Origin of the sequence: Brevibacillus sp. 1238 (genome assembly GCF_029892995.1) — a bacterium.
GTDB lineage: Bacteria > Bacillota > Bacilli > Brevibacillales > Brevibacillaceae > Brevibacillus > Brevibacillus parabrevis.
The window spans coordinates 1-26,769 of the sequence record NZ_JARXWC010000005.1; the positions used below are offsets into that span (position 1 = coordinate 1).

Consider the following 26,769-nt stretch of genomic DNA (forward strand, 5'->3'; position numbering starts at 1 on the left):
CAGGATCAAACTCTCCAATAAAGTTTGTTACTGGTTCAAAGCTGGCAAATCATTTAATGATAGACTCATCAACGCTTTCGCTGTTCAGTTTTCAAAGAGCATTTTTTGTCGAACGTTTTACATCTTATCACGTTCGTCATTTGCGAGTCAAGAACTTTTTTATCGAAAGTTGTTATCTTTTCTCGTTTTTTGTCGTCGTTCTTGGCGACAAGGAATAATCTATCACATATAAAAAATGAAATCAATAGTAAATTTCAAAGTTTTTTTCTTCCTGTGCAATCAATGCCCGCAATAGAGCCTTGCTAATCGCTGCATTCTCCAAACAAAAAAGAGCTGTTTCCGCTACATACAGCGGCTAACAGCTCCTTTGCACCTAATGGCTCAAAGCGAACTCTTCGCGTAAAATTCCCATCATAATCGTATCGTAATACTGCCCATTCACGTACTCGTTCTGGCGAAGCCGTCCTTCAACAACAAACCCGCATTTCTCATAAGCGCGAATCGCCCGGGTATTGCCGCTCCACGTATCGAGTTGCACACGATTCAGATTCAACCGCAAAAACAGAAAGCGAAGCAAAGTCTTCAACGTATCTGTCCCGTACCCTTTGCTCCAATACTCTTTTGCCAAAATCGCGATGCCAATCGTCGCTGTCCGCGTGACCGGATTGACATTGCGATAGTCACAATTGCCAATGTGAACACCTTCAAGCGTGTAAATCGAAAAAGCGAACCGATTCCATTTATCATCCAAACGAGACGTTCTCACGCTTTCCTCATACAAAGCCCGCAGCGTATCAAGCGAGACATTGCTGTACACCGCCATAGACGTTCCGGCGGCCAATGTTGCTGCCTCTTCGTCATTGCGCCACAGATACATTCTCTCCATATCCTCCGCCGCTACCGGGCGCAGTTCCACTACATTTCCTTTGATCAAATCGTTCCCTGCCTTTCAATCGGTGATTGTTTTCGTTACCAAGTCGTTCATGCTTGACGCTTGTTGTCTTCATAAGACATCACACCTTTCGAAAGTCAGATATTGGAATCTTAACAAAAAACCACCCTACTGTACATAGAGTGGCTTCCAAACAAACTCAGGTGAGCGCCTGGAACGCTTAACGCCTGCCCCGCAACTCAGCAAGCACATCATCCAAAGGCAGCTTCTGTTCCCGCAACAAGACAAGCAAGTGAAAAAGCAGGTCGGAAGCTTCGTAGCGCAATTCCTCGTGGCTGCGATTTTTGGCCGCAATAATGACCTCCGCTGCCTCTTCCCCTACCTTTTTCAAGATTTTGTCGACGCCTTTTTCAAACAAGTAAGTCGTATACGAACCTTCCGGCCGCTCCGCTTCACGCTTCGCGATCAATTCCTCCAATTCGCCCAGAATCGCAAACCGCTCGCCTGCTTCTCCCTTTTCAAGCTCCTTTTCTCCTGCCAAAAGCTCTCCGGAAAAACAGCTGTAGGCCCCGGTATGACAAGCCGGACCATTCGGCACTACTTGCACGACGAGCGCGTCGCTGTCGCAATCCACCTGCATGGAAACAATCCGCTGGGTATTTCCCGACGTCGCTCCCTTATGCCACAGCTCTTGCCTGGATCGGCTCCAAAACCACGTTTCTTTCGTCTCCACCGACCGCAAAAACGACTCCTCATTCATATAGGCAAGCGTCAAAACAGCCTTGCTCTGTGCATCTTGAACAATGACAGGAATCAATCCGTTTTCGTCAAACCGCAACTTCTGCGCTGCAAGTGCAAGTTCTACTGTCATGGCCGCACGACAACTCCTTTTGTCTGGAGATACTCTTTCACCGATTGAATCGATGTCTCATCATAGTGGAAAATCGAAGCTGCCAAAGCAGCATCGGCCTTCCCCGCTGTCAGCACATCGTAAAAATGTTCCTTCGACCCCGCTCCCCCAGAGGCAATCACCGGAATGTTTACCGCTTCCGAGACTTGCTTGGTCAATTCAATTCCAAAGCCTTTCTTCTCGCCATCATCATCCATGCTGGTCAAAAGAATTTCGCCAGCTCCCAACGCTTCTGCTTCCTGCGCCCAGCTGATGACATCTTTTCCCGCAGAATTGCGCCCGCCGTGCGTATACACGTCCCAACGCCCTTCTCCCACCGCTCTGGCGTCGATCGCAACCACGATGCACTGGGAACCGAACACACTCGCCCCTTCGCGAACCAGCTCCGGTCGAAGCACCGCAGCCGTATTCAACGAGATTTTATCCGCACCCGCCCGCAAAATCCGCTTCATGTCCTCCACGCTGTTGATCCCGCCGCCAACGGTAAAAGGAATCGTAATATTCGCTGCCGTCCGCTCGATGACGTCCACCATTGTCTTGCGCCCTTCGTGGGAAGCGGAAATATCGAGAAAAACAAGCTCGTCCGCCCGCTCCCCGCTGTATTTTTTCGCCAGTTCGACCGGATCTCCGGCGTCGCGCAGCCCTACAAACTGAACCCCTTTTACGACACGACCGTCTTTTACGTCGAGACAAGGGATGATTCGTTTAGCCAACATTGCTTTCACGTCCCTCCATCCGACCAAGCGCTTCTTCCAATGTAAAAGCGTCCGTGTAGAGCGCTTTTCCGACAATCGCCCCGGAAACACCGTCGGCTGCGTGCTGGGCCAACACCAGAAGATCGTCAAGCTGGCTTACTCCTCCCGATGCGATCACCGACTTGCCTGTCGCTTGCGCAAGTGCAGCAATTTCCGCGACATTCGGCCCTGTCATCGTACCGTCACGGGCGATATCTGTATAAATGAACGTTTCCGCGCCATACGTGACGAGCCGCTTGGCCAGCTCAGTCGCTGACACGTCAGTCGTCTCCAGCCACCCCCGCGTCGCCACCATGCCGTTGCGGCAGTCCAGCCCGATGGCGATTTGGTCGCCATAAACTTGCAAAATCCGCTTGGTAAAAGGCTCGTCTTCAATCGCCGCCGTACCGACGATCACCCTCGCCACACCTGCTTCAAGGTAGTCCTTGATCTGCTCTTCCGTGCGGATGCCGCCGCCGACTTGCACAGGTACGGAAATCGTACGGGCAATTTCCTTGATGATCGCAGCGTTGACCGGCTTCCCTTCCTTGGCGCCGTCCAGATCAACGAGATGTACCCAGGATGCTCCCTGATCCACCCAACGCTTTGCCATGGCAAGCGGAGAATCGGCGTACACCGTTTCCTTTGCATAATCTCCTTGAAACAACCGCACGCATTTTCCACCGCGAATATCAATAGCTGGATAAATGATAAAACTCACGCCAAAACCCCCTCGCATTGAACGGCAAAATTGCGCAGCAGCCGCATTCCGGTCTCGCCGCTTTTTTCCGGGTGGAACTGCATCCCGTACACTTCGCCCTGCGCCACAATCGCTGTCACATCCTGATAGTAGTCGCTCGTCGAAAGCAGCGCCTCTGGTTTGCACTTCACATGATAAGAGTGGACAAAGTAGACATAATCGCCTTCTGCAACTCCCGCCAAAAGCGGATGCTCGCGGTGCAGACGCAACTGATTCCAGCCCATGTGCGGCACCTTGTAATCCCCTTGGAAGCGGACTGCTTCTCCGCCAATCAAGCCAAGCCCGGTATTTTCCCCATGCTCCTCGCTTTTGTCGAACAAGAGCTGCATCCCCAGACAGATGCCCAAAATCGGCCTGTTTGTAGCCGCGTACGAACGGATGGCTTGATCCAGCCCCAGCTCTCTGATGTTCGCAATAGCGTCGCCAAAAGCCCCTACTCCGGGCAAAATCAACCCGCTATACTCCTGCAAACGCTCAGGGGCGGACACAAATTCGTACGAATAACCGAGCCGCTCCAGAGCCTTGCTCAAGCTGTACAAGTTGCCCATGCCATAGTCGATGATGCCAATCATGCTACAAAACCCCTTTGGTAGACGGGACCCCTTTGACACGCGGATCGATCGTCGTCGCTTCGTCCAGAGCGCGGCCGAGCGCTTTGAAAATGGCTTCGATCATATGGTGCGTATTGTGGCCGTAATGCAAAATCACGTGCAAGTTGATCCGCGCTTCAAGCGCCAGCTTCCATAAAAACTCGTGCACAAGCTCAGTCGGAAACTGCCCAACCATGTTCGTCGGATAGGCAGCCCGATACTCCAGATGCGGCCGATTGCTAATGTCGATCACCACTTGGGCCAGCGCGTCATCCATCGGAACAAAAGCGTTGCCGTACCGTTTGATTCCTTTTTTGTCCCCCAACGCCTCGCGGATGCAATGTCCGAGACAAATGCCGATATCCTCCACCGTGTGGTGATAGTCGATCTCGATATCCCCTTTTGCTTTTACCGCCAGATCGAAATGCCCGTGACGCGTGAACAAGTCAAGCATGTGATCCAAAAAGGGTACGCCTGAAGCCTGACTGCTTTCCCCGGAACCATCCACCCCAAAGGAAAGGGCGATTTGCGTCTCATTTGTGTTGCGCTCTATTTCTGCTGTACGCAGCGTACGTTCACTCATCATTTGTCACACTCCTGCTCTTCGCGTTCAAAGTCGCGCAGCCTTTCCGCTATGGCGCGCCCATGTCCTGCCAACCCTTCCTGTTCAGCCAGGGTAACGATCTTTTGTCCGTTTTTTCGCAAATCATGCTTGCTGTAGGAAATGACACTGGACTTTTTAATAAAGTCATCCACTGACAGAGGAGAGGAAAAACGCGCAGTGCCATTGGTCGGAATGACGTGATTCGTTCCGGCAAAATAATCCCCGACAGGCTCCGAGCTGTACGGGCCGAGAAAAATAGCCCCGGCATTTTGTACCTTCCCAAGCTGTGCGAATGGCTCGGCAATCATGATCTCCAAATGTTCGGGAGCGATCTGGTTGATGACCGCAAACCCTTCGTCCAAATCCTTGACAAGCAAAATGGCTCCGTAGTCGCGAATGGCTGCCGCGGCGATCGCATGGCGGGGCAAATCCGCCAACTGCCGTTCTACCTCAACAGCTACCTGCTCGGCCAACTCCTGCGACGCAGTGACCAGGATGGCAGCAGACATCGGATCGTGCTCAGCCTGCGACAGCAAATCCGCAGCTACATAACGCGTATTGGCCGTTTCGTCAGCCAATACGGCAATCTCGCTCGGTCCTGCCACCATGTCGATACTGACCAGACCAAACACTTCCCGCTTTGCCAGAGCGACAAAAATATTTCCCGGTCCGACGATCTTGTCTACCGCCCTGATTTGCTCCGTTCCATAGGTGAGTGCCGCAATGGCTTGCGCTCCGCCCACTTTGTATATTTCCGTTACCCCCGCAATTTGCGCTGCGACGAGAATCGCCGGATTTACTTTGCCGTCCGCTCCGGGAGGCGTTGTAATCACTACTTCCGGAACGCCCGCAATTTTTGCCGGAATCGCATTCATCAGCACACTGGAAGGATAGGCTGCCGTGCCCCCTGGCACATACAGTCCCGCCCGCTGCAATGGACGAACCAGCTGCCCCAGCATCGTGCCGCTTTCTTTTGTCACAAACCACGACTGGCGCACCTGACGACTATGATAATCGCGGATGTTCTCTGCCGCTTCCTCCAGTGCAGCTTTGACCTGTGCAGATACTTGCCCGTTCGCTTCGGCAAATTCCGCCTCCGTCACCCGAAACTGTTCCAATCGCACGCGGTCAAATCTCTCTGTATACTCCCGCAATGCTTCATCTTTGCGCTCCCGAACATCCGTCAAAATGGCTCTGACAGCTTCTTGCTGTTCTCTCGTACCCGACTCCACTGACCGCTTCCCGTCAAACTCGCTGGCTGCCATAATTCGCATGGTCGCTCTCCTCTCCCCGTCTCTATTTTCTGCCTGGAATGACCTCAAGAAATTTTCCGGCGATGTCATCGACCGCTTCACTTTTCATCCGATAGCTCGCTCGATTGGCAATCAGCCTTGTCGTAATCTCGCAAATATGCTCCAGCTCCACCAAGCCATTTTCCTTGAGCGTCCGCCCCGTAGAGACAATATCCACGATGCGGTCAGCCAGTCCGATCATCGGAGCCAGCTCAACCGAGCCATTCAGCTTGATAACTTCGACCTGCTGCCCTTGCTCGCGAAAATAACGAGAAGCAATCTTCGGGTATTTCGTCGCTACTCGCGGCGAGTCGGTCGGCTTCCAATCGGGCAATCCTGCCACCATCATGCGACAGTAGCCAATCTGCAAATCCAGCAGCTCGTACACATCCCGTTCTTCTTCGAGCAAAACATCCTTGCCGACTACACCCACATCAGCAACTCCGTACTCCACGTATGTCGGGACATCGGCAGGTTTTGCCAGGATGAACTCAAGACTGGCATTTTCCACCGGAATGACCAGCTTGCGCGAGTCCTGCAACTCAGCCGTTACTTCCAGCCCAGCTTGCTGCAAAAAGTGCACAGCCTCTTCAAAAATCCGCCCCTTGGGCATGGCAATCGTCAGCTTTTGCTCATTTGCGAAAAACGCCATCTGCTAATCCTCCTGTTCCGTCATGCAAATCACCCTGCTGTATCCTTGACCATTTTCTGCCGCGATCTCTGCCCTGCCGCCAACGAGTCTCGTGATAACCACGACTCCTTCCGCCCTCAGTTGCTGTGCCTTTGCCAGCGCTTCCTGACGCCGTTTTTCCGTATACAGCAGCAAAATTCGTTCGGTAGTTTCCCCTTTTACAGAGGGAGTAACGGTCAAAAGCCGATCCATTTTGATCGCAAATCCGGTGGCAGGAGCGGAACGTCCGAATTGCGCCAAAAGCTGATCATAACGGCCGCCACCCAACAGCGGAGAGCCGAGATCGGCTGCGTATCCTTCAAACACGACACCCGTGTAGTAATTCAGATTGATAATCAAATTGAAGTCCAACAGCAAATCTTCGGTGACGCCGTAAGCTTCCAGTGAGTCCCACAGCGAAGCAATCGTTTCTACCGCCAGCCCCGCTTTTCCATCCCCTGCTAAGGCTCTCGCCTCGGCAATCTTGCCTTTTCCGCCGCGCAAACGAAGCAAGGCATCCAGCCGTTTCTGCGCTTCGGAATCAATCCCGATCGTCTCCAGCAATTGGCGAAAACCAACAAAATCGCGTTCGTACAAAAACTGGCGGAATTGCTGGCGCGTGTCCTCATCGGCAATCACATCCTCCAAAAGCCCGTCAACAAAATCAACGTGTCCGATGGCAATGCGGAACGTCTCTACCCCTGCCGCACGCAGACAAAATACAGCAAGCGCGATGGCCTCGGCATCCGCATCAACTGAGCCATCCCCGATCAGCTCAATTCCCGTTTGAAAAAACTCCGCATTCCGGCCAGCTTCCTTTTCCTGCGCCCGAAATACATTGGCCTGGTAAAACAGCCGGATCGGCAGCGGCACATCCTTATATAAAGAAGAAACAACGCGAGCGATTGGCGTAGTCATATCCGGCCGAAGCACAACGGTATGCCCCTGTTTATCCAAAAGCCGGAACATTCGGTCCGTCAATGTTGCGCTCGCCGTCCCGACCGTATCGTAATACTCCAGAGAAGGCGTGGAGATTTCCTCGTATCCCCAACGCTCGATACAATGTCGCAACGACCGCTCCAAATGCCGTTGTTTCGCCAGTGATTCCGGTAATATGTCCCGCATCCCCAGCGGTTTTTCAAATCCCAACGGCTTCGCCATCGTCATTCCCTCCACCCATTCGCTTTACTATGCTAATATGGTAACAAACTAAAGTGTTATGAAGAAGATTACCACGAAGCTCCGTTTAAGGTCAACAGAGATAAGAATAGTCGAAAAATTCTTTACCATGATCTTGCGCTACATAAAAATAGAAAAGAAGCCCGCCAATCAACGGACTCCCTTTTCTACCTAATTCTTCTACTCGCTGACGAACAACCCTACTCCCTAATGGTCCGCAAGCCCTCCGGCGCGGATCACTTGCATCGGATTGCCGCCGACAAAAGCCCCCGGCGCTACGTCTTTATGTACCACGGTTCCTGCTGCTACGATCGCTCCGTCCCCAATCGTCACGCCTGGCAAGATAGTCGTATTGGCTCCAATCAACACTCTGTCGCCGATGATTACTTCGCCCAAGCGGTATTCCTCGACCAGATACTCATGAGCGAGGATGGTCGTATTGTAGCCAATCACACTGTTCTTGCCGATTTTGATCAACTCCGGAAACATCGTATCCATCATGACCATCAACGCCACGGCAGTCTCATGCCCGACCTCCATGCGCAAAAAAGTACGGTACATCCAGTTTTTCCAGGCCGGAAAAGGCGTATAGCGGGCAAGCTGGATGACAATGAAGTTTTTCATGACTTTCCAAAAGCTGACCGTGCGATACATTTGCCAGAGAGGGTTCGCTCCCTGGACCGGATAACGTGTTGTCTTTCTCATGCGCTGCTCCTCGTCCTACAAGTCCGAATCGGCATCTTCCAAAATCGCGTTGGACTGCTTGCGCGAGAAGTGCATCGCCGCATTGTAGCCCATCCGCTTCAAGCGGAAGTTCATCGCCGCCACTTCGATAATGACAGCCAGATTTCGTCCTGGGCGCACTGGAACGGTAATGATCGGAATTTCCGTGTCCATGATCTTCAACGTTTCTTCGTCCAGCCCCAGACGTTCGTACATTTTGTGTGGCTCCCACAGCTCCAGTTGAACCACCATTTCAATATTTTTCACATTGCGGACCGCACCTGCTCCGAACATGGTCATCACGTTGATGATCCCCACCCCGCGAATTTCAAGCAAATGCTGAATCAGTTCGGGGGCGCTGCCGCTAAGCTGACCACCTTGCGTCTGGCGAATCTCGACAGCGTCGTCTGCAACCAGGCGATGCCCGCGCTTGACCAGCTCCAGAGCCGCTTCGCTTTTCCCGATTCCGCTCGACCCCATAATCAGAACCCCGACGCCGTAAATGTCTGTGAGCACCCCGTGAATCGTGGTAGTAGGCGCGAGGCGATTCTCCAGAAAGTTGGTCATTTTGCCGACAAGCGTAGTCGTAGCCAGAGGGGATTGAAGTACAGGCACGCCCCAGTTGTTCGACGCCTCGATCATTTCCTCAGGTACAGGCTGGTTGCGGGTGACGCAAAAACATGGCGTCTGCCCTTGCATCAAAAAGTTCATCCGCTCCAGTCGTTCATCTCGGTTCAACGTTTGGAAAAAGTTGATTTCCGTCAAGCCAAACAGCTGAATCCGCTCTTCCGCGTAATAGGAGTAGTAGCCAGCCAACTGCAATCCGGGACGGCTCAAATCCGTCACTGTAATCTCGCGTCCCAGCCCTTCCTCGCCACTCAAAATCGTCATATTGAAATGATCCACAATGTGGCTTACATTTGTCCTTCGCATCAAAGCTTCCCCCTTGTCTGGGATAACCGTCCCCGGTAGTTCTTCTATTGTATCGAAACCGTCTTGCCTCCGACAACCTTTGCCAGGCAAGTCCTCGTGTCTATCGGATCAATTTGTCGTATCATTTACATTTTTCTTGTTATTTCATAAGATAGAAAATGAGGTTGGTATCAGGCAAAATCCGAGTTACAGTTCATATATAGACTGTTTTTCCGAATGTCGGACAAAAAGAGGAGGCAACAACTTGGACTTTTTACTCCGTTTCTTACTCGTAGACCTACCCGAAGCCTTCTTGCTACTGACGATTAGTTTAGCTTTTTTCAACCTGTCGGTGTTTGAGAAGAAAAAACAAGCTATTCTCTTTAGCCTGTTGTTTGCCGTGACTGGTGAACTGCTTGCTTTGTTGGAGGTGCCGTATCAGCCAAAAGTAATATTGATGTTTCTTACTGCAACTTTGCTTTTCCTCACCATCTACCGATTTAATACTCTTAAAGCAGTTTTTATGGGGACAGTTGATCTTGGCGTCATGATTCTCACCGAATCGATCATTCTCGCCATTTTCAACAGTCAGCAATATTTTTTAGAAGAGATTTTGTCTACCACTATGCTGACTGTCTTTGCTCGCATATTTTACTTGGGTATGTTCCTGACTATAGCCGTTGTGTTACGTGTCAATAAGTTCGATATCCATCAGCTCTTCAGACAAAATCGCTTAAATCGGTATTTGCTTCTGCTGATTCTACTGGGAAGCATCGAGTTCTTGCTTATATTGTTCATGAATACCTCCTTTTTCCTAAGAGAAAATAATTCATCACTATTTGCAATCTATACACCACAGTTCCAAATGTTTATTCAACTAGCCATTCTAGCTTTGTTTATTGTCATTGTTGTCTTATTCAGGATTTATCTCAATTTAACGATTAACCGAGTGGAAGAAGAAACCGGAACACCTTATTTAAACAGCATTCATGATCTTTTTACCGCTGTTCGCTCCATGAAGCATGACTCTTTAAATCATTACACAGCAATCAATGGCTTTTTGAAGAAAGACTTACATAGCTACGCCAAAGAATACGTAGAACAGTTGCTAAAAGAAACCGTCCTGATTGAAAGATCAGCTGACTCCAGTGTTCAAGTATTGGAGCAAATCAAAAATCCGGCTGTTGCCTCTTTACTGCAATCCAAAATGGTGGTCTGTCTGGTTGAGAGAATCTCGCTCACACTAGAAATAAAAGAAATTACTCAGTTCTCTCAATACAAAACGTACGATCTTGTCAAGATTTTAGGTAACCTGCTTGATAATGCAATTCGTGCCACCTCGTATGAGCTAGAAGAAAATCGTTATATCCTTTTTGAATGGGGACAAACAGAGGACGAGCATTACCTGTATATCGAGAATAGTGGACCAACAATTCCTGAAAATCAATTGCAAGAGATTTTCCAAGTTGGGTATACCACGAAAAAGAATGGTGAAGGTGGACTTGGTCTCGCCATCGTAAAAAATGTTGCAGAGCGTTACAACGGCAAAATAAAAGTCAGTTCCGTCGATGGTATCACCAGTTTTCGCATTACTTTTGCCAATCGATAACAGGAGGCAACATAATGACTTGGACACAGCGGATATCCGAAAGAATTGCCCATTTCATTAAAACGAGCGACTCTCCTTACACAGTGGAGCAATTGGCACATGGAATTGAACTCTTCTTGCTTAATACTCTCAATCTTTTCGTCATTCTTCTCATATCGGCTGGATTCGGTTTAACGGGGGAAGTTTTTCCTCTGCTGTGTCTATTCTTTTTGTTCCGATTACTAACGGGCGGAGTACACCTAAAAAACCCGTGGTCATGTTTAGCCGCCACGATTGTGCTTATGATCTCAGGTGGTGCCATTATCAATTACTCCCCCGTTGTTTCCGATTCTCTCTTAATGCTTATGATACTTGCATCGACCTTAATAGCCCTTGTGATCAATTATTTATATGGCCCTGCAAAACGTGCCTACATAAACGAAGATAGCAAAGTTCGAGAAAAGCTTCGAAGAATCGTCATAATCATCATCCTTATGAGTTGTTTTCTGTCAATTATATTGGTACAATATTCCTACAAGCTACCTATGATTTACATACTAGCAGTTTTATATCAGTCTCTTCTTCTTACCCCCTTTTCATTTCATCTTGTATCTTTCCTAGAAAAATCTTTTTCGAGAGGATGATACCATTGAAGAAAATTCTTTCAGCTTTTTGTAGTTTCTTTGGAGCCATTTCTGCTTTGAATATTGCAGGGGTTTTAAAAGCTGGCTTCCTTTACGAACCACTTCCCCCGCACATGAGAGAAGAAAGCTCAAAACATCAGACATAACCCGCTTCCACTAACAAACCCGCGCACTCCTCAACGAGCACGCGGGTTTTTTGATGCTTGCTACCTTTTCTCTTTTTTCATGCCGACGACCATTTCAATCAGCCAGCCGAAAATACTCATCAGCGCAGCGGCTACCATCACGATGCCGATGTTGTCGGGCCACGGTCCTACCTCGAAACCGTCGATGAAGTAGGCTGTCAAAGCAAACGTCAGGGCGTTGATGACGAACCAGAACAGCCCCATCGTCAAGATCGTCAGCGGCAAGGTGAAAAACGTCAAAACGGGGCGGATCAACGTGTTCACGACACCCAAAATCAGAATGGCCCACAAGGCCACGGTGAAATTGGCAACATAGATAGACGTAAACCATTTGCTGATCAGAAGCAAGGCCGCGCCGTTCAGTAGCATTTTGATTATCCAACGGATCATTCTCATTCCTCCTTTGGCTGGCGTCACCAATGTCTACAAGAGCCCTTTTCCTTCCAAGTCCCAGCGCTCAAAAAATCGAACCATGAACTCGTGACGCTCCTCGGCAATTTGCCGGGCTGTTTGCGTGTACAGCCTGTCTTTGATGTGTCTCAGCTTCCATTCGTATTCTTTTGCCGGAGTATGCTGCTCCTCGTCGTCGGATTGGATAGGACCTCCAATAACACCAGTATAAGCAAAAACTCTGGCGACTCCAATAGCGCCTATTGAATCGAGTTTATCTGCATCAAACAAAATTTTCTCCTCCAACGATGCCGGAGGACGGTCTTTGCGAAAGCGATGAGCCAATATAGCCGACTGCACTCGCTTGATCTCTGCTTGCTCCATTCCCCGCTCTTGCAGCCATGCTCCTGCTGCTCTTGCGCTGATCTCGGCATGGCATTCGCCGGTTGCACGCTCTTGTGCCCTTCCGACATCGTGCAGCAACGCTGCCAGCCGCAATACCTGCATGTCCGCCCCTTCCTCGCAGCCAATCCGCTCGCACATCGCCATGACGCGCAGATTATGCTGCCAGTCATGAGCCGGGTCCTGCCCGTCAAAACAGCGCTCGGCCTCCTGAACCAAATCGGCCGGAAGCGCAGCTATCGCTTGCTTTGCGTAATCCATAGCTTCTCCTCCTCCGTCTCGCCCTTGCATTACCGCACGACCATGTGCCAGTTGCCAGTCACTCGTTTTCTTTTTTAAACAGCAAAAGACGCCCCCCTGAACAATCAGAGAGGCAGTCTTTGGTTTACTTCGACACCAGCTGTTCCAGCTTGGCAATCGTTCTCGCTTTGTCTCTTTCCAAAATCGGCTTGAGGTATGTTCCGGTATACGAGCCTTCCAGCTTCGCCACTTCTTCCGGAGTACCCGAGCCGACGATCTGACCGCCGCGCGTACCGCCCTCTGGCCCCAGATCGACGATGTAGTCAACTGTCTTGATGACGTCCAGGTTGTGCTCGATGACCAGTACCGTATCGCCATTTTCCACCAGACGCTGCAACACCTTCAACAGACGATCAATATCGTCTGTGTGCAACCCTGTCGTCGGTTCGTCCAAGATGTACAGCGTACGCCCAGTGCTGCGGCGATACAGCTCGGATGCGAGCTTGACACGCTGCGCTTCGCCACCGGAGAGAGTCGTCGCAGGCTGTCCAAGCTTCATGTAGCCAAGACCTACATCCACGATCGTTTGCAGCTTGCGCTCGATCTTCGGCAGGTTGCGGAAAAACTCAACCGCATCCTCAATCGTCATCTCCAAGACGTCTGCGATGCTCTTGCCTTTGTATTTCACATCGAGAGTCTCCCGGTTGTAGCGCTTGCCGTGGCACACTTCGCAAGGCACGTACACGTCCGGCAAAAAGTGCATCTCGATTTTGATAATCCCGTCGCCGCTGCACGCCTCGCAACGGCCGCCTTTGACGTTGAAGCTGAAACGGCCCTTTTTGTAACCACGCACCTTGGCTTCGTTCGTCGAGGCAAACAAATCGCGAATGTCATCAAAAACACCCGTATACGTCGCCGGATTGGAGCGCGGCGTCCGGCCAATCGGCGATTGGTCGATGTCGATTACTTTGTCCAAATGCTCCAGCCCGACGATTCGGCGGTGTTCGCCCGGTTTTACTTTGGCGCCGTTCAGATCGCGCGACAGCACCTTTTGCAAAATCTCATTGATGAGCGTACTTTTCCCGGAGCCTGATACCCCTGTCACAGCAACGAACAGCCCCAGTGGAAATTTGGCCGTAACGTTTTTCAGGTTGTTTTCCTTCGCGCCTTCGATCTTCACCCATTTGTCAGATGGCTTTCTGCGCTCCAGCGGAACAGGAATGAACTTTCTGCCACTCAAATAAGCGCCTGTCAGCGAGTTTTCATCTTTCATCACTTCTTCCGGCGTGCCGGCAGACACTACTTGACCGCCGTGGATGCCTGCTCCCGGACCGATATCGATAATATAATCGCAAGCCATCATCGTATCTTCGTCGTGCTCGACGACGATCAGCGTGTTCCCCAGCTTAGTCATATGCTCCAACGTTTTGATCAGGCGGGCGTTGTCCCGCTGATGCAGACCAATGCTCGGCTCATCGAGAATGTAGAGGACGCCCATCAAGCTGGAGCCGATCTGGGTAGCAAGCCTGATCCGCTGCGCCTCTCCCCCGGACAAAGTCCCTGCCGCCCGGCTCAAGGTGAGATAATCCAGTCCGACATCAATCAAAAAGTTAAGCCGTGCCTTGATTTCTTTCACGATCAGATTGGCGATCTTCGCTTCCCGCTCCGTCAGCTCCAGTCCGTCAACGAACTGATGGGCATCGAGAATAGACAAAGTCGTCAGCTCCGAAATGCTGCGCTCGCCGATCTTCACAGCGAGGCTCTCCTGGCGCAAGCGATGCCCTTTGCAGACAGGACAAGGCTTTTGGCTCATGAAGCCTTCGATTTGCTCGCGAATGTAGTCGGAGCTGGTCTCCAGATGACGCCTTTGCAGGTTGGGCACGACGCCCTCGAATGGCACGACTGCTTCCCGCACTTGCCCGAACTCATTTTCATAACGGAACTGGATTTTCTCTCCTTCGCTGCCGTACATCAAAATCTGCACCTGCTCAGGAGTCAGCTCCTCGTACGGGATATCCATGCGAATATGGAAGTGGCGGCAAGCCGATTCCAACAACTGCTGGTAATACGTCGACGACTTCGGCTCCCATGCGCCGATCGCCCCTTCGTGCAACGTCTTGGTGGCATCTGGAACAACCATATCCGGGTCTACTTCCAGCTTTACTCCCAACCCGTCGCACTCCGAGCACGCACCGAACGGGCTGTTAAAGGAGAAAATCCGCGGCTCCAGCTCGCCAATGGAAAATCCGCAAATCGGGCAAGCGTGCTTCTCGCTGAACAACAGCTCCTCTTGTTCCATCACGTCGACGATGACCTTGCCATCTGCCAGACGCAAGGCCGTTTCCAGGGAGTCCGCCAGGCGGGACTGCACATCCGGCTTCACGACAACGCGGTCCACCACAACCTCAATGTTGTGCTTCTTGTTTTTCTCCAGCTTGATGTCCTCGGACAAATCGGTAATCTCGCCATTTACGCGCACGCGAACAAAGCCTTGCTTGCGGATATCTTCCAACAGCTTGACGTGCTCGCCTTTGCGCCCCTGAACCATCGGAGCGAGAATTTGCATTTTGGTGCGCTCCGGATACTCCATCAGGCGATCGACCATCTGTTCAATCGTCTGGGATTGAATCTCGATGCCGTGTTCGGGACAAATCGCCCGGCCGACACGCGCATACAACAGGCGCAAGTAGTCGTAAATCTCCGTGACCGTACCAACCGTAGAGCGCGGGTTGCGGCTCGTTGTCTTCTGATCGATGGAGATCGCAGGAGACAGCCCTTCGATCGAATCGACATCCGGCTTGTCCATCTGCCCGAGAAACTGGCGGGCATAAGCAGACAGGGACTCGACATAACGGCGTTGTCCCTCTGCATAAATCGTGTCAAAAGCAAGCGAGGACTTCCCCGAACCGGACAAACCCGTCAAAACGACGAATTTGTCCCGCGGGATCACTACATCAATATTTTTCAGATTGTGGGCACGAGCGCCCTTGACGACAATATGTTCCAATGGCATGAAAGTACCTCTCCTTAGAGTTCCGCCTTCAGTTCCAAAATCAAATCACGCAGTTCGGCCGCACGTTCGAACATCAAGTTGCGCGCTGCTTCCTTCATTTCTTCTTCCATACGCTCGATAACAGCCAGTCGATCCTTCTTCGGCATCTTCTTGAAGTCCGCATGTGGCAAATAGTCTGCTTTTTCCTCTGCCACCTTGGTCGCCTCGATCACTTCGCGCACGGCCTTTTTCACCGTTTGCGGCGTAATTCCGTGTTTCTCGTTGTAAGCAATCTGAATGGCGCGCCTGCGCTCTGTCTCGCGAATCGCGGAGTTCATCGAATCTGTCATTTTGTCGGCGTACATGATGACGCGCCCCTCAGCGTTACGGGCTGCCCGGCCGATCGTCTGAATCAGCGAACGCTCGTTGCGCAGGAAGCCTTCTTTATCGGCATCCAAAATCGCCACAAGCGATACTTCCGGCAAGTCCAAGCCTTCCCGCAGCAGGTTGATCCCGATCAGCACGTCAAATTCGCCCAAACGCAAGGAACGCAAAATTTGCATCCGTTCGATCGTCTTGATGTCGGAGTGCAGATAGCGTACCTTGATTCCGATTTCCTTGAGGTAGTCCGTCAAGTCCTCGGACATTTTTTTCGTCAGAGTCGTGACCAGTACGCGCTCGTTTTTGGCAATCGTCGCCTGGATTTCCCCGATGAGATCGTCAATCTGTCCTTTGATCGGGCGAACCGAGATCGTCGGATCGATCAGCCCTGTTGGACGGATGACTTGCTGCACCACTTCCGGGCAATGCTCCAGCTCGTACGGGCCGGGTGTTGCAGAAATGTAGATAGCCTGGTTGACCTTTTCCTCAAACTCCTGGAATTGCAGCGGCCGGTTGTCCTTCGCAGACGGCAGGCGGAATCCGTGCTCAACCAGGACGTTTTTGCGCGCCTGGTCGCCGTTGTACATCCCCCGCACTTGCGGCAAAGTCATGTGCGACTCGTCGATCAGCAAAAGGTAGTCCTCCGGAAAGTAGTCCATCAAAGTGTACGGAGCGTGCCCTGCTGGCAGCCCTGTCAAATGTCGCGAGTAGTTTTCAATCCCGGAGCAAAAGCCCATCTCCAACATCATTTCGACATCGTAGCGCGTGCGCTGTTCCAGTCGCTGCGCTTCCAGCAGCTTTCCCGCCGCTTTAAGCTCGGCCAATCGCTCTTCCAGCTCCACTTCGATGCTTTGAACGGCCAGCTTCATTTTTTCTTCGCGGGTGACATAGTGAGAAGCAGGGAAAATGGCTACGTGGTCGCGCTGTCCCAAAATCTCTCCGGTCAACACATCGATAGAGGTAATCCGCTCAATTTCGTCCCCGAAAAACTCCACACGAATAGCCTGTTCGCTCTGCGACGCGGGAAAAATCTCCACGACGTCTCCACGAACCCGGAAGGTCCCGCGTGTGAAGTTGATATCATTGCGCGTGTACTGAATGTCGACCAGGCGATGCAAAATCTCGTCTCGGCCTTTTTCCATCCCCACTCGCAGCGACAGCAACAGTTCCTTGTACTCTTCAGGCGAACCCAAACCGTAAATACAAGAGACAGAAGCGACAATGATGACGTCCCTCCGCTCAAACAACGCACTGGTCGCCGAGTGACGCAGCTTGTCGATCTCGTCGTTGATGCTGGAGTCTTTTTCAATAAATGTATCCGATTGGGGAATGTATGCTTCTGGCTGATAGTAGTCGTAGTAGCTGACGAAGTATTCCACCGCGTTATTCGGGAAAAACTCCTTGAACTCTGCGCAAAGCTGGGCAGCCAGTGTCTTGTTGTGCGCCATCACCAGCGTCGGCTTGTTCACCTGGGCAATTACTTGGGCAGCCGTAAACGTCTTTCCCGTACCTGTTGCACCGAGCAGTGTCTGGTGCCGCTTGCCTGCCTGGATGCCTGCCACCAGTTCGGCGATAGCGGTCGGCTGGTCACCGGACGGTTGATACTCCGATACCAATTCAAAACGCTCCATTCCCTCGTTCATCTCCTCGTTGCAAGACTGTTCTATTTCCATTATAACACAATTTAAGCTCTGATAAGCCAGAAATTCGAACAAATGTTTGTCTTCATCCTTCGACAGATTATACCGATAATAAGTAGTAGTGCACAAGTATGTACGGTTAGACTCGCCACCTTCAGGGAGGATCGACATGTCAGATATCGGAACCACCGTTAAAAATAATCCTTATATACAGCCACACATGAGCTACCAGGGCAAAAAAGAGTTCTCGGCAGAGCTGGATAACAATGCGTTCATGAAACTTTTGCTGGAACAGTTGAAGCATCAGGACCCTACATCCCCGATGGATAACTCGCAGTTCATTCAGCAAACGAGCATGATGACCATGGTGGAGCAAATGAAAAAGATGTCCACCTTGATGGAGCAATCCAACAACAGCATGCTGACGCTGGAAAAATACGAAGCGCTGACCGGTCGCACCGCAACCTACTCCCTCACGACCAAAGACGAAGTGACGGGAGAAACTGCGACTCAAACAAAAGAAGGCGTGCTGGAAGCCGTCTACATGGACAAGGGCAAAATATACTTCCGCATTACTGGAGAGACTAACCCGATTCCGCTTGCAGACATCAAAGGACTGGAGTCGCAAGGCATGACGGGGAATGCGCTGGACAGCAGTCTCAAGTTCATGAATATGATCGGCAAAGACGTTTCGTACAAAACGACCAAAGAAATAGACAAAGACGGAAACCCGGCTACTACGGACGACATCACAAAAGTCGACGAAATCGCCAACGCCGTCATCACCGGGTTCACAACAAAAGACGGAATCACTCAGTTCTCGCTGAACAACGGTCAGACGGTCAAGCTCGATCAGGTCGTCGGCATGAGCGTGAAGCCGGAAAACAATGCCATGAGCAACTCGTTGCAATATGCACAAATGATCGGTTTCAACGTCACTTACACAGAAAGCCAAACCAACACGGACGGTTCAAGCTCAAACAACAGCCTGAATGGCGTCATCAAGGCTGTCAGCATGAAAAACGGCATCGTAGAGTTCGTCTTGGCTGATGACAAAAAAATTGCGCTGAATCAAATCACCGGATTTGAAGCGAGCGCCTAGTCTAGTTACACACAAAAGCCGCCTCTTCTGTAACGCAGAAAGAAGGCGGCTTCTTATTTTTGCTTATTCTTTGATAATGGTCTGCCCCGTCAAAGCATCAACATACACCGTCGTGTCAATCTTGGCATTTGCTCCGCAGAAGCAGTGCGAGCGAGTTTGCCGGAAAGACAGGTCGTAGCCCAGTTTAAAGGTAATCGCATTCGTCTGCGCATCCCGCTGGTGAATGTAGTTCAGTTCAAGCGGCAATACGCCGAGCAACCGATCCATGGCAGCCTGCTCCTTGATCGCCTTGGAGCTTGCAGGGTACACCACGTTTTCCGGACGGTTTATGCTGACTTCTTCGATTTTGCCCGTCCATGAATTTACTTTGACCGTATACATGCCAGCTTCTTCACTCTGTCCGATTCGGTAGACCGGGACATTTCCCAGCAGTGGATCAAGAGCCAGCGAGGTGTACTTCTCGTCGCCGATATCCGTCACTCGCAGCTGGTTGCTGCCGGAAAGAACAAGCCGCTTCAACAGCATTTCCACTGTTTTGCGATCGCGGTTTTTGTCGGTTTTGGCAGCAGCCCCTGGTTCATTCGCCTGTCTGTAAATAAACTGCTGCATCTGTCCCGTCTTGGCATCTGTTACGAGCATGATGTGCTGCCCCTCAGCCTTACTGACGCCCTCTGGGAACTGGCCGATTTGGTATTTCTTGTCCTGGTCAGTTGCGTCCTTTTGGAAGTGGCCCCAGATAAAATAGCGCACAGCCTCACCGTTGTCGTGTTTCTCCTCCAAAATGGTCATCGGCAATCTTGCCGTTTCCAGTTTGAACAGGATGCGCAGCAAGTTGCGTGCCTCTTTCTCCGTTTGGGCCGTCCATTTTTCTCCTGTACCGGTTACATTTAAAATTTGCGGCAATTTGTCAGGTGCGGCCAACTTTTTACCGCTCGCGGCATCCACTGCGCTTCCTGTATGTTCATTCGCAATGATGCCGCCTTTAACGATATAGGCAAGCTTCGCTTCCGTCCGGTTTGGCTGGTCCTGCTCCGGCAACAAATAGACCAGCTCCAGCGGTCGGCTCGCCTTCCATTGCGTCAGAGCTTGTGCAGGAGACAAGACGCGTTGCGCGGAAGGAAGCGTCGCAGGATTTATTTTTTCGTACAAGCGTCCGTCAAATGTTTCAAACGCGATGATCCGTCCCGCTGCGTCAAAGCTGACAAAGTTGTCGTAGGCGTCGTCCAACGCTACATTGTTTACTTTGCGGACGAGTCTGACCGTGAGTTTGCCGCCTGCGTTCGTCACTTCTCTGGCCTGATACGTGCTGCCTGATGCAGCCAAGCCCGCGACAAACGCCTGCGCCCGAGCCTTCGCCTGCTGCTCGGTAGGAAAAGCCGGCTTCGTAGCCGCTTTGGGAGCAAGTTCGAGTTTGAGCAAATTACCTGTGGCCGAATCAAAAATGGCTCCGTCGACTGCCTTGTTTGCCTCAGCAGCGGAAAGCGCAAAAGAAACCTTTGCTCCACTGACTCCGGGACCATCCACATCCCCAACGTACACAACGTGCCGTGCAGACAGTTCAGGCAAAAGGCGAACCAGTGTTTGAATCCCTTTTGTTACAGGAACAGGGACAGCAACAACTTCCTGGGCACGCGCTACTGCTCCTGACGCAGCCGCCTTGTCAGGGCTAGTGCTGGCTCCCGCAAGTGGCACCACGATCAGACTTGTCGCGGCTAATGCTCCAGTCAAGACACACAGGACCGTTTTTTTGATTTCGGACAAATGTCTCACTCCCCTTTTTTCCTCGTACATTAAGACGTTCCAGTTCCGCATAAGTTTCTGAATAGACAAACATATCAAGAAAAAAATTTTTATCGAATCCGTCCCTTTTATGAAAAAAAGGCGTGCAACATCTGTCGCACACCTTCTCTTCCCCTTTGCTCAAGCGCCTACATTCAGTTTTTCAAGCTTTTGCTTGATCAGCTCAACTACGCTGGAGCGTTTCAAATCGACAAATACGCGAGTGGTTGCATCCGGCACTACGATAATGCCCAACTGATGATGGTTGCCAGCGTAGACTGCACACTGCACGAACTTCAGCTCTCCATCGCGCGTGAGCACTTCCATTTTGCAAAAAGCCGAGTTGGCTTGCAAGGCCGGATACAAATCCGTCTTATCCCGCACAGGAATGCCGTTCACTTTGACGATGATCTCCCCTGGAGCAATCCCGATTTCTTCCGCCCGCGTGCCCGGAATGACTCCCATCACCTTGATGCCTCGCGAGGATTGGATGAAATACGGTGACCGCTGCCGCTCTTTTAGCTGACTCCAGAAAAATAACGCTTCGTGTCCGAATAACGCGAACAAAGCGGCGAGCAGAACAAGCGGCATGAACAACACCGACAAGGCGCAAAGCGCCAAAAGCCCGATAGCGTACCAGATAAGGCTTTTGGAAATTTGCTTTGCCTTGCTGCGTGGTGTCATCGTTTGGGTCATATCGGAAAAACCGGTGACCGTAGGCAACAGCAACAAGCCAAAGGAAGCAAGCTCACCCGAAAAAAACGGCCAGCCCGGATACAAAGTGCCGCTGATCGTTCCCGGCTCGACCTGAACAAACAGGGCAAGCGGAGTCAGCCAGAAAGAATGCAACAAATACGCACCGACAATGCGCCCGCGCTGCCCTTCGACAAACAGCGGAGAAGCATCTCTGCCTCCGTTCCAGCGGACGAGCATCGCTTCAATCAAATGCATGATCGCCACCAAAGCAAGCACCGGCACTGGCTTGGCTTGCAGCAACATTGTCCAGACAGGACCGATGACCTCGACGTCTTTCAGCCCCGGAGCTACTTGGGCAATTGTGTGCAAAATCGCGAGCAAGCCTGCGGCATACGCGAAGCAAAGAAAACGTAAACGAATCAGCGCCAACAGCAGAGCCAATCCCCATAAAATCCATAAATCTTGCGCCTGTACAACTACTCCCAGTCCTGCGGCGAGAAGAGAGATGCAAAGTCCCCCTACTACGCCCATGCCTGCCGCCCGGATTGTCGAAAGGAGCGGTGTTTGCATGCGTGCGGCAAACAGCTGCCTTTCCAGGTTCATTTGCCTGCGATAGTGCAAGTAAATGAAGCCGAGAAACAGGTAAAAGACAGGGTTGAGAAAAAACGCGGCAAAGCCATATGCAATGGAAAGCATATCTGCCTGAATCGCCAAATGCCTCACCTCAAATAGAAAAAAGAAAACCACGACATGTGATTTGCCGTGGTTATCATTTCTACGGAAACAAGGGGATTCCCTGCTTCCATATTCTTGTTATTTTCATTACTTGCCGCTGACAACGTCCAGAGCCTTTTGCAATTGCAGGTCATTCTCCGGTTTGCGCATGGTCTCGCGCAAGCTGTCTTCCAGTTGACTGCGCGTGGCAGCGTCCACTTTCCCGGTTACAGGAAGCTTCTTCGCGGTTTGGAACTGCTTGATTGCCTGCTCCGTCTTCTCATCGAAGTAGCCGTCATCACGACCTGGCGACAAATTCAGTCCGGTCAGGATCAGTTGCAGATTCTTCACGTCGTTGCCCGCCATGTCCTTGGCAAGCTCCTTGTCCGCTGGCAGTTGCGTCGCATTGAAATACTCAGGCTGCGCGACTTTGAAGTCCGGTTCGATCCCTTTTTTGTGAATCCATTCGCCGCTTGGCGTAACCCATTTGGCGATAGTCAGCTTCAACTGGCTCTTGTCTGTCATTTCCATCGTGCTTTGGACAGTTCCTTTGCCGAAGCTCTTTTCACCGACCAGCTTGTAGTGTCCGCTGTCGCGCATCGCGCCCGCCAAAATCTCCGAGGCACTTGCGCTGCCCCCGTTGATCAGGACAGTGATTGGATACGGTTTGGCCGCATCTGTCGTAGAACGATACTCTTCTTTTTGCTGTCCGCCAGTACCGTATTCAATAGCGACGATGACTCCTTTTTTCGGCACGAGCACTTCGCCGATTTCCTTGACTGCGAGCAAGTAACCGCCCGGATTGCCGCGCACGTCAATGACGAGTCCGCCAATCCCCTTTTTCTCCAGGGAAGCCAATTGATCTTTGAAGTGTTTCGCTGTCTCCGTCGAGAATTGGGTAATGGCGATCACGCCAACCTTCACGCCGTTTTTCTCAAGGATTTGGCTGTTCACTGTCTCGATCGGAATATCGTCACGGATGCACACGATGTTCAGCGGTTCCGCTACGCCTGCCCGAACGACTTTCAGTACTGCCTTCGTACCTTTTGGCCCGCGAATTTTCGTCACGGCCTGGTGCAAATCCAGACCCTCCAGCGATTCGCCGTTGACGCTCAAAATCTGGTCGTTTGGTCTGAGACCTGCCCGTTCAGCCGGAGAGCCTTTGAATGGCGAGACGACGGTAACCCGTCCATTTTGCATCGTTACCTCTGTCCCGATTCCCTGGAAGGTCGAATGCAGTGTAGAGGTAAACTCTTCGGCCGATTTCGGGTCCATGTAATCGCTGTACGGATCTTCCAAAGCCCCAACCATGCCGCCGATTGCGCCTTCTACCAACTGATCGTTGGTGACGGTTTGAATGTAATCTTTTTTAATCGCTGTAAAAGCTTCGTACAGCTTTTTGAACTCCTGCGGATATTCCGAGCTTCCCGAAAACACTGTGCTGGTAGAAGCCGTCAAGGCGCCACTCTGTGTTGCGTTCGCGCTGGCTGAAGTCTTCATCAGCGCTATGGTCAAAAAGCTGCTGGCTACCATCGAAATGAGCACAAGCGCTAATACAGTACGTCCTTTCCATCTCACTACTCACGTCACCATCCTTTGTGCTACCGGCAAAAAGATATGCTGCTAGTGTATGCATTCCCCGTTAGCAATATTTGTCTGGCTGCCCGCTGCATGACTATTTCAGGTACGGCATTGGGTTGACAGCAACGTCATTTTTGTAGACGGTAAAATGAACGTGATTTCCGGTAGATCGGCCTGTGGAGCCGACTTCTGCGATCTTCTGGCCTCTCGATACAGACTGTCCCGTAGACACTTTGATTCCGCCCTCGCGAATGTGTCCGTAGAGAGTGACCAGATCAGCGCTGTGCCTGATCATGACCGTATTGCCAAAACCATTGTAATACCCGGCATAAATTACGACACCGTCAGCCGCAGCCATGATCGTCGTTCCTTTATGAGCTGCCATGTCTACACCATTATGCCCAGCTGAACGTCCTGTAAACGGGTCGGTTCGCACCCCGAAGCCCGAGCTGAAGCGAAATTGTCCGTCTGCAACCGGCAAGGCCAGCTTGCCGCCCTTGTAACCCGTGCTAGATGCGCTCATCGCCCGCACACGCTCCGCGTACTTGGCGGATTCTTGCTTCGTGAACTCGATCAACTGCTGTCCATACTGCTCCAGGTCTTCTTCCAGAGCAGCTTCTTTCTTCTTCAGTTCAGCCTTGACCACGAGACTGTGCTTGTACTGCTTGTCCAGTTCGGCTTTGAGTGCTTCCGCCTCGTCAAGCATCCCTGCATAAACAGTCAGCTGGTGCTCGATCTCTTTCTTTTTTGTCTCGACTGTTTCTTTGTCGCGAATATTGTCTTCTAGAATACGCGTATCCTGCTCAAGAATCAACTGCAAACCCTCCATGCGGGTCAGGAAGTCGCCGAAATCGGACGATCCGAGAAGAACGTCCAGATAGGAGACATTTCCGCGCTCGTACATGGATTTTACCCGGGTTTTCAACAAGGTTTCCCGTTTTGCCACCCGATCTTTTGCTTCATCCAGTTCATCTTGCGCATTGGCAGCCTTTTCCTTCGTTTCATTCATTTGCTGCTCCAGCTTGTCCAACTTGCTTTGTGTTTCATTGCGGCGCAAGTCGATCGTCATGAGCTGTGTTTGCAAATCTTGCTGCTCCTTTTGCACGGCACCGATTTGCTGCTCAGCTTGCTTCATTTGCTGTTGCTGCTGCTTTTTCTTCTTTTGTATTTCCTTCAACTCTCGATTGATCTTGTCCAAAGATGCTTTGCTGGCTGCCCAGCTCACGTTAGTCGGGATCGCTGAACCGGCCAAAAGGCCAGTGATCAAGAGTGTTGCTAGGATCATCCTCTTTCTCATGATACTCCTCCCACGTTTTCCAATGTTAAACTCGCAGGAAGCGGCGAACTGACACCAGGCTTCCCCAGATTCCGATAAACGCGCCAATCGCCAGCAAAGCGAGGGCTACCTGATACACCAATGGGAACAATGGCAATAGATTGAACAGTTGGGAAGCTTCAAAACTGGAATGAATGGCATCCAGCAGGTAGTAGTAGCCAACTGCCAACAAAATGATCGGGATTAATGCCCCGGTTACACCCATGAGCAATCCTTCTACAAAGAACGGCCAGCGAATAAACCAGTTCGTGGCGCCAACAAGCTTCATGATCTCGATTTCTCTGCGCCTTGCTACAATGGTCAGCTTGATCGTGTTGGCGATCAGGAACATGGCGGTGAAGCCCAGACCGATAATGAAGGCGATCCCTACGTTTCTTACCGTGTCAGTGGCAGCAAACAGCTTTTCGACTGTTCCTTCCCCGTAGTTCAAGCTTCTGACCGATTTCATTTGCTTGATTTGATTGGCGACAGCAGGCGTGTCCTGCGGCAGCTTCGTCTTGACGACAAACGAGTCGGGAAGCGGGTTCCCTTTTTCCAAGCCGTCAAAAAGGTACGCCTTGTCCCCCATACTCTCCTTGAACTGCTTCAAGCCTTCGTCCTTGGAAATAAACTCGACAGACTCCACTGTCGGCATGTTGCGCACGCTTTGTTCAAATTTTTGCAAGTCTTCCTTGGAGGTAAGATCCGCCATGAAGACCCTGATTTCCACTTGTTTTTCGACTGATTTCGCAAAATAGTTGACGTTCATCGCCAAAATCAGGAAGACGCCAAGAATGAACAGAGTAAACGTAACGGCACTGACTGACGCGAACGACATCCAGCCGTTCCGGTTGAGGTTTTTGACCCCTTCACGGACGTGGCGTCCCAGCGTTCTAATCTTCATAACCGTAATCCCCTCTCTGCTCATCACGGGCAATTTGTCCTGCTTCGATGGCAATGACCCGTTTTCTCATGGTGTTCACAATCTCCCGGTTGTGCGTAGCCATGACGACTGTTGTGCCGCGCTGATTGATTTCCTCAAACAGCTTCATGATCTCCCACGACGTCTCGGGATCGAGGTTCCCTGTCGGCTCGTCGGCAATGATGATGCCAGGGCTGTTCACCAGCGCCCGTGCCAGTGCCACCCGCTGCTGTTCGCCACCGGACAGCTCGCTTGGCAACATTTTCGCCTTGTGCTTCAATTTGACCAGACCCAGCACATCCATGACACGCGGCTTGATCTGTTTTGGATTGCTTTCAATTACTTCCATCGCAAATGCGACATTTTCGAATACAGTGAGTGTCGGCAACAGTTTGAAATCCTGGAAGACAACCCCGATGCTGCGGCGAACGAGCGGAATTTGCCGCTCCTTGATCCGGCTTACGTTGAAGCCGCCCAGAAAAATTTGGCCTTTGGTCGGTTTCTCTTCGCGGTACATGAGCTTGATAAACGTGGACTTCCCTGCTCCACTCGGCCCAACCACATACACAAATTCGCCTTTTTCAATCCGAATGTTGATACCCTTTAGTGCATTCGTGCCGTTCGGGTACGTTTTCCAAACATCAAACATCTCGATCAAGCAAATCACATCCTACATAGTCAGATCCTTCTATATTCTCTTGATCCTGATTTTTATTTCTCTGCCGAAATGCTGCTGATTCAGGCAAAATCGACAAAACCCCTCTTCCCTCTGGCAACCTCTGTTGTTCGATGTTGAAAAACAGCGAGATTACCCATCTTATTTATTATACCACCCTGTTTCGCGGATGGTATCCACTAAATCTCTTATTTCTTGTCGAAAGCGTCGCGTTTTCTCTTCCATCCGACACGATTTGTTACCGAAAAGTTTACGA

General features: G+C 51.2%; 25 protein-coding genes. 4 read left to right on the top strand and 21 right to left on the bottom strand.

The window, feature by feature from the left end; all coding sequences use genetic code 11:
* Positions 1–218, top strand: a 218-nt coding sequence (locus M2298_RS13600) for a hypothetical protein (RefSeq protein WP_280648622.1), incomplete at its 5' end; no start/stop codon positions are given.
* Positions 219–373: 155 nt separating this feature from the next.
* On the opposite strand, the gene M2298_RS13605 is transcribed toward M2298_RS13600, so the two are convergent.
* The 11 genes from M2298_RS13605 to hprK form a co-directional block, all read right to left on the bottom strand.
* Positions 374–934 (bottom strand): GNAT family N-acetyltransferase, encoded by a 561-nt coding sequence (locus tag M2298_RS13605; protein WP_242774050.1) that lies wholly within the window; start codon positions 932–934, stop codon positions 374–376.
* Between the two features lie 178 nt (positions 935–1,112).
* Positions 1,113–1,763 (bottom strand): bifunctional phosphoribosyl-AMP cyclohydrolase/phosphoribosyl-ATP diphosphatase HisIE, encoded by a 651-nt coding sequence (hisIE, locus tag M2298_RS13610; RefSeq protein ID WP_122966118.1) that lies wholly within the window; start codon positions 1,761–1,763, stop codon positions 1,113–1,115.
* Positions 1,760–2,518: an imidazole glycerol phosphate synthase subunit HisF gene (gene hisF / locus M2298_RS13615; protein WP_173596445.1), complete on the bottom strand. Its 759-nt coding sequence runs from the start codon at positions 2,516–2,518 to the stop codon at positions 1,760–1,762. The genes hisIE and hisF overlap by 4 nt, the downstream gene beginning before the upstream one ends.
* Positions 2,508–3,257 (bottom strand): 1-(5-phosphoribosyl)-5-[(5-phosphoribosylamino)methylideneamino]imidazole-4-carboxamide isomerase, encoded by a 750-nt coding sequence (gene hisA / locus M2298_RS13620; protein WP_173596444.1) that lies wholly within the window; start codon positions 3,255–3,257, stop codon positions 2,508–2,510. Before hisA ends, hisF begins: the two co-directional genes overlap by 11 nt.
* Positions 3,254–3,868, bottom strand: coding sequence for an imidazole glycerol phosphate synthase subunit HisH (gene hisH, locus M2298_RS13625; RefSeq protein ID WP_122966115.1), 615 nt, complete (start codon positions 3,866–3,868; stop codon positions 3,254–3,256). Before hisH ends, hisA begins: the two co-directional genes overlap by 4 nt.
* A gap of 1 nt (position 3,869) precedes the next feature.
* Positions 3,870–4,469 (bottom strand): imidazoleglycerol-phosphate dehydratase HisB, encoded by a 600-nt coding sequence (hisB, locus tag M2298_RS13630; RefSeq protein ID WP_122966114.1) that lies wholly within the window; start codon positions 4,467–4,469, stop codon positions 3,870–3,872.
* The gene (gene hisD, locus M2298_RS13635) at positions 4,469–5,764 is read right to left on the bottom strand and encodes a histidinol dehydrogenase (protein ID WP_280648623.1); all 1,296 of its coding nucleotides are present in this window, start codon (positions 5,762–5,764) and stop codon (positions 4,469–4,471) included. The genes hisB and hisD overlap by 1 nt, the downstream gene beginning before the upstream one ends.
* Before the next feature lie 22 nt (positions 5,765–5,786).
* Positions 5,787–6,434, bottom strand: a complete 648-nt coding sequence (hisG, locus tag M2298_RS13640) for an ATP phosphoribosyltransferase (protein WP_063229311.1) — start codon at positions 6,432–6,434, stop codon at positions 5,787–5,789.
* 3 nt (positions 6,435–6,437) lie between these two features.
* Complete coding sequence (locus tag M2298_RS13645) at positions 6,438–7,613, bottom strand: ATP phosphoribosyltransferase regulatory subunit (RefSeq protein WP_280648624.1); 1,176 nt, start codon at positions 7,611–7,613, stop codon at positions 6,438–6,440.
* Positions 7,614–7,838: 225 nt separating this feature from the next.
* Positions 7,839–8,336 (bottom strand): acyltransferase, encoded by a 498-nt coding sequence (locus M2298_RS13650; RefSeq protein WP_122966111.1) that lies wholly within the window; start codon positions 8,334–8,336, stop codon positions 7,839–7,841.
* Positions 8,337–8,351: 15 nt separating this feature from the next.
* Positions 8,352–9,287: an HPr(Ser) kinase/phosphatase gene (gene hprK / locus M2298_RS13655; RefSeq protein WP_063229308.1), complete on the bottom strand. Its 936-nt coding sequence runs from the start codon at positions 9,285–9,287 to the stop codon at positions 8,352–8,354.
* Positions 9,288–9,531: 244 nt separating this feature from the next.
* On the opposite strand from hprK, the gene M2298_RS13660 reads away from it, so the two are divergent.
* Entirely contained in the window at positions 9,532–10,875 is a 1,344-nt protein-coding gene (locus tag M2298_RS13660; protein WP_122966110.1) for a sensor histidine kinase, read from the top strand.
* 14 nt (positions 10,876–10,889) lie between these two features.
* The gene (locus M2298_RS13665) at positions 10,890–11,498 is read left to right on the top strand and encodes an accessory gene regulator B family protein (RefSeq protein WP_280648625.1); all 609 of its coding nucleotides are present in this window, start codon (positions 10,890–10,892) and stop codon (positions 11,496–11,498) included.
* A gap of 206 nt (positions 11,499–11,704) precedes the next feature.
* Here M2298_RS13665 and M2298_RS13670 read toward each other — a convergent pair whose 3' ends face one another.
* The 4 genes from M2298_RS13670 to uvrB form a co-directional block, all read right to left on the bottom strand.
* Positions 11,705–12,073 carry a phage holin family protein gene (locus M2298_RS13670; protein WP_063229305.1) on the bottom strand — a complete coding sequence of 123 codons (369 nt, stop codon included), beginning with the start codon at positions 12,071–12,073 and terminating at the stop codon, positions 11,705–11,707.
* Positions 12,074–12,106: 33 nt separating this feature from the next.
* The gene (locus M2298_RS13675; RefSeq protein ID WP_280648626.1) at positions 12,107–12,736 is read right to left on the bottom strand and encodes an HD domain-containing protein; all 630 of its coding nucleotides are present in this window, start codon (positions 12,734–12,736) and stop codon (positions 12,107–12,109) included.
* A 124-nt stretch (positions 12,737–12,860) separates the two neighbouring features.
* Entirely contained in the window at positions 12,861–15,728 is a 2,868-nt protein-coding gene (uvrA, locus tag M2298_RS13680; protein WP_063229303.1) for an excinuclease ABC subunit UvrA, read from the bottom strand.
* A 14-nt stretch (positions 15,729–15,742) separates the two neighbouring features.
* Entirely contained in the window at positions 15,743–17,719 is a 1,977-nt protein-coding gene (uvrB, locus tag M2298_RS13685) for an excinuclease ABC subunit UvrB (protein WP_122966107.1), read from the bottom strand.
* Positions 17,720–17,897: 178 nt separating this feature from the next.
* Here uvrB and M2298_RS13690 point away from each other — a divergent pair, with 178 nt between their 5' ends.
* A complete protein-coding gene (locus tag M2298_RS13690) occupies positions 17,898–18,830 on the top strand; it encodes a flagellar hook assembly protein FlgD (protein ID WP_122966106.1) in 933 nt (310 codons plus the stop codon).
* A 63-nt stretch (positions 18,831–18,893) separates the two neighbouring features.
* Here the strand turns inward: M2298_RS13690 and M2298_RS13695 are convergent, their stop codons facing one another.
* The 6 genes from M2298_RS13695 to ftsE all read right to left on the bottom strand — a co-directional run bounded on the left by M2298_RS13695 (position 18,894) and on the right by ftsE (position 26,495).
* A complete protein-coding gene (locus M2298_RS13695) occupies positions 18,894–20,600 on the bottom strand; it encodes a hypothetical protein (protein ID WP_173599940.1) in 1,707 nt (568 codons plus the stop codon).
* A gap of 150 nt (positions 20,601–20,750) precedes the next feature.
* A complete protein-coding gene (locus tag M2298_RS13700; protein ID WP_280648627.1) occupies positions 20,751–22,019 on the bottom strand; it encodes a PDZ domain-containing protein in 1,269 nt (422 codons plus the stop codon).
* A 108-nt stretch (positions 22,020–22,127) separates the two neighbouring features.
* A complete protein-coding gene (locus tag M2298_RS13705) occupies positions 22,128–23,597 on the bottom strand; it encodes a S41 family peptidase (protein WP_242774038.1) in 1,470 nt (489 codons plus the stop codon).
* Between the two features lie 97 nt (positions 23,598–23,694).
* Positions 23,695–24,897, bottom strand: a complete 1,203-nt coding sequence (locus M2298_RS13710; protein WP_122966102.1) for a murein hydrolase activator EnvC family protein — start codon at positions 24,895–24,897, stop codon at positions 23,695–23,697.
* Between the two features lie 25 nt (positions 24,898–24,922).
* Positions 24,923–25,819 (bottom strand): permease-like cell division protein FtsX, encoded by an 897-nt coding sequence (ftsX, locus tag M2298_RS13715; RefSeq protein WP_122966101.1) that lies wholly within the window; start codon positions 25,817–25,819, stop codon positions 24,923–24,925.
* The gene (ftsE, locus tag M2298_RS13720) at positions 25,809–26,495 is read right to left on the bottom strand and encodes a cell division ATP-binding protein FtsE (RefSeq protein WP_063229295.1); all 687 of its coding nucleotides are present in this window, start codon (positions 26,493–26,495) and stop codon (positions 25,809–25,811) included. Before ftsE ends, ftsX begins: the two co-directional genes overlap by 11 nt.
* Positions 26,496–26,769 lie beyond the last annotated feature (274 nt).